This is a genomic window from Bradyrhizobium sp. UFLA05-153 (genome assembly GCF_054185185.1).
The window spans coordinates 1-6,813 of sequence record NZ_JBBIAM010000230.1 but is presented as its reverse complement, the minus strand read 5'-3'; the positions used below and the strand labels follow the sequence as shown (position 1 = coordinate 6,813).

General features: G+C 62.1%; 7 protein-coding genes. 3 read left to right on the top strand and 4 right to left on the bottom strand.

Annotated elements, in window-relative coordinates:
* The first annotated feature begins 176 nt into the window (after positions 1 to 176).
* Positions 177 to 860 (top strand): helix-turn-helix domain-containing protein, encoded by a 684-nt coding sequence (locus Q2941_RS50125; protein WP_027521019.1) that lies wholly within the window; start codon positions 177 to 179, stop codon positions 858 to 860.
* On the opposite strand, the gene Q2941_RS50120 is transcribed toward Q2941_RS50125, so the two are convergent.
* Genes Q2941_RS50120 through Q2941_RS50105 form a run of 4 tightly spaced genes read right to left on the bottom strand, consistent with a single transcriptional unit; the run spans position 838 to position 5,085 of the window.
* Positions 838 to 1,296, bottom strand: coding sequence for a potassium channel family protein (locus Q2941_RS50120; RefSeq protein ID WP_458197326.1), 459 nt, complete (start codon positions 1,294 to 1,296; stop codon positions 838 to 840). The two genes, Q2941_RS50125 and Q2941_RS50120, sit on opposite strands and share 23 nt — an antisense overlap.
* A gap of 43 nt (positions 1,297 to 1,339) precedes the next feature.
* The gene (locus tag Q2941_RS50115; RefSeq protein ID WP_458197325.1) at positions 1,340 to 1,687 is read right to left on the bottom strand and encodes a phasin; all 348 of its coding nucleotides are present in this window, start codon (positions 1,685 to 1,687) and stop codon (positions 1,340 to 1,342) included.
* A gap of 18 nt (positions 1,688 to 1,705) precedes the next feature.
* Entirely contained in the window at positions 1,706 to 2,569 is an 864-nt protein-coding gene (locus Q2941_RS50110) for an alpha/beta fold hydrolase (protein ID WP_458197324.1), read from the bottom strand.
* Positions 2,570 to 2,577: 8 nt separating this feature from the next.
* Entirely contained in the window at positions 2,578 to 5,085 is a 2,508-nt protein-coding gene (locus Q2941_RS50105) for an alpha/beta hydrolase (RefSeq protein WP_027521022.1), read from the bottom strand.
* A gap of 132 nt (positions 5,086 to 5,217) precedes the next feature.
* On the opposite strand from Q2941_RS50105, the gene Q2941_RS50100 reads away from it, so the two are divergent.
* Both Q2941_RS50100 and Q2941_RS50095 read left to right on the top strand, forming a co-directional pair.
* Positions 5,218 to 6,144 (top strand): alpha/beta fold hydrolase, encoded by a 927-nt coding sequence (locus Q2941_RS50100; RefSeq protein ID WP_027521023.1) that lies wholly within the window; start codon positions 5,218 to 5,220, stop codon positions 6,142 to 6,144.
* On the top strand, positions 6,141 to 6,755 hold the full coding sequence (locus tag Q2941_RS50095) for a hypothetical protein (RefSeq protein ID WP_027521024.1): 615 nt from the start codon (positions 6,141 to 6,143) through the stop codon (positions 6,753 to 6,755). The genes Q2941_RS50100 and Q2941_RS50095 overlap by 4 nt, the downstream gene beginning before the upstream one ends.
* The last annotated feature ends 58 nt before the right edge of the window (positions 6,756 to 6,813 follow it).

Genomic DNA, 6,813 nt, shown 5'->3' with positions numbered 1-6,813 from the left:
TTCTCAATCCGTGCAAGATATTGCAGCGCCTGTCCTTTGGGACAATGGCCCTTGAGACAATGGCTGGAAATGTCGCCTTCGTCGTAAGTCAACCCAAGCGGGAGTGGGATAGCGCGGCACATTCCTCGCCATGAATCGCACGAGACCAATTCAGCAATGGATTGAGGAGTTGGCCCATGTTCGTACGCATCACGACCGATCCGCTGCCTCGCCCCAATTCGCTGCACGATCTCGGAATGAGCAGTGATTCGAATCCGATCGTCAGTCTAAGCGAGTTTACCTACAAGAAGGGCAATGAGATCTACGGCGAGAAGGAGCCCGCCGAGTACATCTACCAGGTCAAGACGGGCGCGGTGCGAAGCTACAAGCTGCTGTCTGACGGGCGCCGCCAAATCGGCGCGTTTCACCTCGCCGGCGATATCTTCGGGCTCGAGAACGGCCACACGCATCGCTTCACCGCAGAAGCCGTCGTCGATACCACCGTGCGCCTGATCAAACGGCAGAGCCTGGAGACCGTGGCCGAGATTGACGCCGTGGTGGCCAAGAACCTGCTCCGCATGACCACGACCAATTTACAGCACGCGGAAGATCACATGCTGCTGCTCGGCCGCAAGACGTCGCTGGAGCGGGTCGCCGCGTTCCTGATCGAGATGGATACGCGGCTAACCGCCGCAGGGGTCCTGGCGCTGCCGATGTCGCGGCGCGACATCGCGGACTATCTCGGCCTCACCCTTGAGACGGTCTCGCGGGCGATATCGCACCTGCACGGGCTCGGCATCCTCGGCTTCGTCGGCAACACCCAGCGCCAGATCGTGCTACTGGACCGCCGGCAGCTCGCTAACCTCGATCTTCAGAACTGAACTCTTTGGCATTGATCGCCGCGAGGTGCTCCAGCGTCTTGCGCAGCACCTCGAACAGCACGGCGGTCGACCAGCCGAACAGCAGGATGCCGTTCATCGCAGTCATTGGGCCGACCAGGCGCCAGTCCGGGACCGGCGTGATATCGCCGTAGCCGAGCGTGGTGTAGTTGACGAAGGTGAAATAGAGCAGCTCGCTGCCGTCTGGCGCCGCGCCGACGACTCGGTAAGCGAGCGCCCAGACGAGAATTTCGAGCGTGTGGGCCACCATCAGGACAGCCGCAGTCGCAACCATCACAGCCATCAGGTGCGCTCGCGGCCAGATCGTATGGCGCAAGCCGGCAGAGCGCGCGATAGCGATTGCGCCGACGGTCACCGATGCGTGGATCATGATATTGGCGAGGCTGACGATGGTGCCGACCAGGAATTGAAGCGCCATCGTCCTCTCTCGTAGCGGGGGATGCCGTCTTTATTCGGGGTGCCTAGCTCTTCGGCGTGAACATGCCGCTCGCCGCCTTCATCGCCGACTCACCCATGTTGCGCGCCTGGTCGGTCATCGAGCGCATCTGGTCCTGGAAGAACTCGGACTGGATCTTGAGTGCTTCCTGCATGTCTTTGGCCTGGACGAGCTTGTCACCCAGATCGAAGGTCGCGGAGACGTTGCGCTGCATATGGCTGCAGAACTCCTTGGCTTGATTCGCGATCGGCAGCGGCGAGGAACTCAGACCTCTTTCCAGCAGGTCGAAATACTCGGTATTGGCCTTGCGCAGACGACCAAGCGCTTCGCTCAGCATAGCACGCATATTCTCGGTCGATGGGATGTCCGCCATGATGTTGCTCCTTGAGGGTTATGCCGCAAGCCCGCCGAACCAAGCCCCAAAATAGCCGGCGTACAAGGCCGGCAGTTCGAGATTCATCGAATGCCCGATGCGGGGCACGACGACAAGCCGGCAGTCCGGCATCGCCTCGGCCATCGCACGAAGATCGGCAGGCGGGATCCAGCCGTCCCACTCGCCCCACAGCACCAGATGCGGATGCCGGATCTCCGCCATGCGACGCTCCAGCTCCCGGCTCTCTTTTTCACGGGTGAGGTTGACGGGCGTCCCGATCCAGATGCCTTCAGAGACACCAAAGGTCTGCTCGATGATGCGGTCGAACAGCGCCGGGATATCTCCGAGCCCGTCACGGAATCGAGGAACCTCGCCTGGCGCCATGCTCTCCGGCACGAAGAGCGAGGAGGCCGCGGTCGCCATTACCGTCCGTGTCAGCTCCTTGCTCGCCATCATCGCACGGAAAAGCCCGATCTGATCGGCATTGAAGGCCATGCCGAGCGGCGTCACCGGATCGAGCGCGAACACGCGTCCGAATCGCTGCGGCTGCATCAGGAGCATCCGCGCGGCGATGATGCCGCCGGTCGAATGCGTGGCGAGATGGCAATAGCTCACGCCCAGCGCATCGAGCGCCGCCAGCATGTCCTGCGCGTGCTGCTGCATCGAGTAGTTCGAATAATCGGCCGCGGGCCTCGGCCGGTCGCTGTCGCCACAGCCACGCCAGTCGATGCCGATCACGCGGAGGCCCGAGGGAAACATCGGCGCGGCGAGCTCGATCCAGTCCTTGCTGGCGAGATTGCCGTGGATGAAGACGACGGTGACGTCGCCCTCTCCCCATTCTCGCCAGCTCAACTGAACCTCGCCCGCCTGCACCCTTGGCATGAGCGGGCCTATTTGTTCAGGCCGGCCGTGGGCGCAGCACCTGCCGGCGTCGGCGCCACCGGCAAGGCCGATACCACGGCTCCCTTGATCATGCGGTCGATGCCTTGCGGCGACGAGGTGTCGACGCTGCCCTTGGTCACGAAGTCCACGACGTCCACCGAGAACTCGACCGGATTGTCCGTATGGATGAAATGCCCTGTTTCCGGATAGATCTTCAGGATCGGCCGGTTGCCGGCATTGGTCATGCGCGTCATGAACGGCGAGATGACGTCGCGCCCAAGATCGGTCAGCCCGTTGAACGCGGGCGTCGGGATGAAGGGCTCCTTGTCGCCGAACGCGAGGAAAATCGGCGCCTTGATCTGGGTGAGCCGCTCGTAGAGGTTCTTCGGGTCATCCTGCTGGAGCTCGGAGCCGATCGTGTAGATGTCATAGATGAAGACGTTGCACCATTGCTCGAGCTCCTTCGGATTGCCCTTGGTCAGCCCGACGCGCTGCTCGGTATGGAAGCGGGCATATTCGCTGTCGCTGAAGAAATAGCCGCTCTTGGCCGCAGACACCGCGCCAGTGTTCGGATCACGCTTCTTGAAGTAGAAGAAGTCGCGGATGCTCTGCTCATCGCGCGCCTTCTCCGCGGCCAGAATGCCGGTCTGGTCCCAGGTCGCCTTCCACTTGTCGAAGTCGTGATCGAAGGCTTCGTCGAACAGGCGAGCCTTCTTGTCCTTGGCGATGGTGATGTCGCGCGGATACTCCTCGAGGCCCGATGGCGCCTCCAGCGCAAGGCCCTGCACCGCATCCGGCCAGGTCAGGGCATAGCCCATCACGAACTGCCCGCCGAGCGAATGGCCGTGATAGTAGGCCTTCTTGACGCCGAGCTGGTTGACGACGAGGTCGTAGATCACCTCGCGCATGTCCTGCATGGTGCGTGCCGGGCTCTTGTCGAGATTGCCGGGCCCGGACATGCCGTAATGCGGCAGGTCGGGCACGATCACGCGCAGGCCGCTGCGCAAGGCATACTGCATGACGTTGCCGTAGTGCCCGCCGAACGCGCCCTTGCCATGGATGATGACGAGCACCTTCGGATCCTTGGCGGTGCCGGCATATTCATCCATGTAACCGATCTGCCAGGAGTTGCCGCTCTTGTCCTTGGCATTGGCGAATTTGACCGGATAGGGATAGGTCACGAAATCCTTCCAGAAGGATTTTTTGGGATCGATGTTCTCGGCGACGCCCGGCACGCTATAGTTCTTGTCGACGAACTGTTGCGCGCGGTCGAGGCTCGCGACGTCGTCCATGAAGGCGACGAACTTCGGATCGTTCTTGCGGTTGTTGATGAGCGGGAAGACGCCATAATGGGCAACCGGGCTTTCCTCGGCGATGAGGTCTGCGCCTGGCACACGATCGACGGCCTGCTGGGCGAGCTTGAAGTTCAGCCAGAGGTCATTGGTGATGTGCATCACCAGCGTGCGGGCCTGGATGCGACCGAGATAGGCATTGATGTTGTGCGTTTCCCCGACCCGGTTGCGCCAGACCAGATCGACGGCGTCATAGAGTTTGGCACGGTTGGTGACGTTCAACCCCGCCTTCTCATTTGGCGGATCCCAATAAAAGATCTCGGGCTGGACAGCGGTGAAATTCTGGGTCGTGCGATAACCAAAGTCGTAGCCGGTCATTCCAAGGATGGACCAGCCGAACGCAACACCCGGCACGGGATGCTTTTCCTTGGGCAGCTTGTAGTAATCGCCGTTCGTGGCCTGCCACACGGGGTCGGACTCGATCGCGGCAGTCATCATCTGGAACGTCCAGTTGCCGACGGGATCGCCCGCGTCAGACTGCGTGGTGCCGCCGATCGGCATCAGCGCGTTGATGAACTCCGGATGCATCACGCCCCAGACATAGGTCTGCGTGCCGCCCATGGAGACGCCGGTCACCAGAGCCACGCGCGCGACCTTCAGATGATCGCGCAGCAGGCGGTAGTTCGCCTGCACCATGTCGAAGTAGCTGTATTGCGGAAACTTCACGCCCAACCCGTCGGACGGCTTGCTGTCGCCCCAGGTGCCGAGCGGATCGACCATGATGACGAAGTAGCGATCGGTATCGATCGGCCGGCCCGGCCCGATGATGGGCACGCCGCCTGACAAGGCAGCGCCCTTGACCCACTGCTCGAACATGTCGGTGGAGTCGCCGGAGTAGTAGGAGTTGATGACCACGGCGTTTGTGATCTCGTCATTGGCATTGCGCCGCGCCTTGCCGACAGCGATGTAAGAGGCGCGCAGCTTGCCGGCGCCGAGCGATTCCAGCGTCACGCCGCCCTCGCCGCCATTCTCCCATTTCGACGGATCGGACAGATCGTACTTGCCGCCGAGGCGGAAGTTGGCGATCTCGTAGGTCTTCTTCAGCCCATCATGCTGCATCTGCGATGAGCGGCGGGTGAAGGGTTGCGCGACAGCGAGCGCCGTGCCGACCAGCAACACGATCAGGCTGACCAAGCAACGTTTGAGCATGTCTCTCCCGGTCATGGCGGATTCCTCCTGGCGGTGTTTTGCGAAAACGCTAGGGACGTCACCCGGGAGAGGTTTGATTTAGCTCAATGGAATTCCCGACCAGAGATTGAAGATCGCTGCGATCAGACACGGCAGCCGGTCGTCGCAATGCCCTTCCTCAATCACGGCTCATATCGGATACGCTATGAGCTCGAGGGGCCGCCGGATGCCCCGGCCTATGTTCTGGTTAACGGCCTCACGCAATATGCCGAGCTCTGGGCCGCCTATCGCGAAGCCCTGGTCGCCCAGCACTTCCGTGTGGCGACCTTCGATCTGCTTGGCCAGGGCGGCTCAGACAAGCCAGCCCTGTACATTAACCAGGACGACCAGGTTACCGCGCTTCATCGCCTGATCGGCGAGCTCGGCGATGGACCGATCTTCCTCACGGGCATCAGCTTCGGCGGTCTCATTGCACTCCGCTACGCGATCGAGCACGGCGAGCGGCTGTCCGGCCTTGTGCCGATGAGCTGCTTTGCGGAGCTCTCCCCGCAACTGCTCCTGATCGGCAACGCCTTGCGCACCGGCCTGATCCTGGGCGGCACCGGCTATCTCCAGGACCTGTTGCTGCCGATGAACCTGTCCGACCAATGGTTGAAGCCGCTCCTCGACAAGCTCGACAGCGTCAAGCGGCAGGGCTGGCTCGTCAACGACGTCTATGCGCTCCAGAACCTGATGGAGTCCTTTCTCGACTTTCAGCCGTTGACGCCGAAGCTCTCGTCGATCACGCTCCCGACCATGATCCTGAACGGCGAGTTCGACTTCCTGACGCCGCGTGCGCTGCACGAAACCCTGCGGGTCGAAATTCCCAACAGCTCGCTGGTGATCATCCCGAAGGCCTATCACGCCTTCACGCTCGAGAAGGGGGCGCTGACGGCCGACCTGCTCGCGCGCTTCGCCAAGGACGTACTCGCCGGACGCTGGCAAGGCAACAAGGCAGTCTGGGTCGCGCCGGAAGAGCCCGGCGACGAGCTCATGCCGTTCCCCGAGGGCTACGATCATCTGCGTGCGATCCCTGTACGGAGGGCGTCCACATGAGCGGATTTTTTGGACCGCTCGACACCGAGGGCCGCGTGCCGCCGCACCAGCAGACGCGTGTCGCCGCATTCCTCATCTCCGCCCACGGCGCGCTGGCGCGACAATCCGCATTCACCTTGCCCACAAAGCTCGAGTCCGCTTGGCAGACCGAGCTGAACACGCAGCTCTTCCGCGAGACCGAGATCGTCTCGCTTCTGATGCGCGCGACGAGTTGGGCACCTGACCCTGGCCTGGGCTATATGACCGTGGCATGGGAAAGCGCCTGGTTTCCGGCGCCGGTCTACGAGATTTCAGACTGGCCCCTGGCTGTGGCAGCCGGTCTTGCGACGCTCGCCCACGCCGTTCACGCGGCTATCCGGCCGGCAGCATTGTTGCCGGTCGAAGCAAATTCCGAGGATCCGTTCGCAATGGCGCTGCGCCGCATCGAGTTCGAAAGCGGCCGCCTGCTCCAGGCACAAATCCTGTCGCTGAAGGGTCCCGACCTCGTTCCATTTCGCGACGCCGTCAACTCCGCCCTTGAGCGGCGTCACACCGAGGTGCGCAAGCTGTGGCGCGAGATGCTGCAAAGCGTCGGCATCGCCGTCGGCAATTCAAATGATGGGGAGCATTGATGCAAATCAAAGGCTCGCAGTGACAGCCGGCAAACATCCGGTTGCTGCTGCCCTCACG

Coding starts and splice junctions, on each gene's coding strand:
- Q2941_RS50115 (WP_458197325.1), bottom strand. CDS start 1,687: ATGGCGGACATCCCATCGACCGAGAATATGCGTGCTATGCTGAGCGAA.
- Q2941_RS50095 (WP_027521024.1), top strand. CDS start 6,141: ATGAGCGGATTTTTTGGACCGCTCGACACCGAGGGCCGCGTGCCGCCG.
- Q2941_RS50120 (WP_458197326.1), bottom strand. CDS start 1,296: ATGGCGCTTCAATTCCTGGTCGGCACCATCGTCAGCCTCGCCAATATC.
- Q2941_RS50110 (WP_458197324.1), bottom strand. CDS start 2,569: ATGCCAAGGGTGCAGGCGGGCGAGGTTCAGTTGAGCTGGCGAGAATGG.
- Q2941_RS50125 (WP_027521019.1), top strand. CDS start 177: ATGTTCGTACGCATCACGACCGATCCGCTGCCTCGCCCCAATTCGCTG.
- Q2941_RS50100 (WP_027521023.1), top strand. CDS start 5,218: ATGCCCTTCCTCAATCACGGCTCATATCGGATACGCTATGAGCTCGAG.
- Q2941_RS50105 (WP_027521022.1), bottom strand. CDS start 5,085: ATGACCGGGAGAGACATGCTCAAACGTTGCTTGGTCAGCCTGATCGTG.